Source organism: Vreelandella hamiltonii (assembly GCF_014651795.1).
In the GTDB taxonomy this organism is placed as follows: Bacteria; Pseudomonadota; Gammaproteobacteria; order Pseudomonadales; family Halomonadaceae; genus Vreelandella; species Vreelandella hamiltonii.
In genome coordinates this window covers 1-1217 of record NZ_BMXO01000033.1, presented here as the reverse complement: position 1 = coordinate 1217, position 1217 = coordinate 1, and the positions used below count along the sequence as shown (strand labels likewise).

General features: G+C 55.7%; 1 rRNA gene. It reads right to left on the bottom strand.

The annotated features are described in order from the left end of the window. Positions 1–21 precede the first annotated feature (21 nt). Positions 22–1217 (bottom strand): 16S ribosomal RNA (locus IE061_RS17885); the annotation flags it as partial.

The following is a 1217-nucleotide window of genomic DNA, read 5'->3' as shown; positions in this document are numbered from 1 at the left end:
CCGCGAGGGGAAGACATCGTTTAAGGAGGTGATCCAGCCGCAGGTTCCCCTACGGCTACCTTGTTACGACTTCACCCCAGTCATGAACCACACCGTGGTGATCGCCCTCTTGCGTTAGGCTAACCACTTCTGGTGCAGTCCACTCCCATGGTGTGACGGGCGGTGTGTACAAGGCCCGGGAACGTATTCACCGTGGCATTCTGATCCACGATTACTAGCGATTCCGACTTCACGGAGTCGAGTTGCAGACTCCGATCCGGACTGAGATCGGCTTTTCGGGATTGGCTCACTCTCGCGAGTTGGCAACCCTTTGTACCGACCATTGTAGCACGTGTGTAGCCCTACTCGTAAGGGCCATGATGACTTGACGTCGTCCCCACCTTCCTCCGGTTTGTCACCGGCAGTCTCCTTAGAGTTCCCGCCATTACGCGCTGNGGCAGTCTCCTTAGAGTTCCCGCCATTACGCGCTGGCAAATAAGGACAAGGGTTGCGCTCGTTACGGGACTTAACCCAACATTTCACAACACGAGCTGACGACAGCCATGCAGCACCTGTCTCTGCGTTCCCGAAGGCACCAAGTGATCTCTCACAAGTTCGCAGGATGTCAAGAGTAGGTAAGGTTCTTCGCGTTGCATCGAATTAAACCACATGCTCCACCGCTTGTGCGGGCCCCCGTCAATTCATTTGAGTTTTAACCTTGCGGCCGTACTCCCCAGGCGGTCGACTTATCGCGTTAACTTCGCCACAAAGTGCGCTAGGCACCCAACGGCTGGTCGACATCGTTTACGGCGTGGACTACCAGGGTATCTAATCCTGTTTGCTACCCACGCTTTCGCACCTCAGTGTCAGTGTCAGTCCAGAAGGCCGCCTTCGCCACTGGTATTCCTCCCGATCTCTACGCATTTCACCGCTACACCGGGAATTCTACCTTCCTCTCCTGCACTCTAGCTTGACAGTTCCGGATGCCGTTCCCAGGTTGAGCCCGGGGCTTTCACAACCGGCTTATCAAGCCACCTACGCGCGCTTTACGCCCAGTAATTCCGATTAACGCTCGCACCCTCCGTATTACCGCGGCTGCTGGCACGGAGTTAGCCGGTGCTTCTTCTGTGAGTGATGTCTTTCCTGATGGGTATTAACCACCAGGCGTTCTTCCTCACTGAAAGTGCTTTACAACCCGAGGGCCTTCTTCACACACGCGGCATGGCTGGATCAGGGTT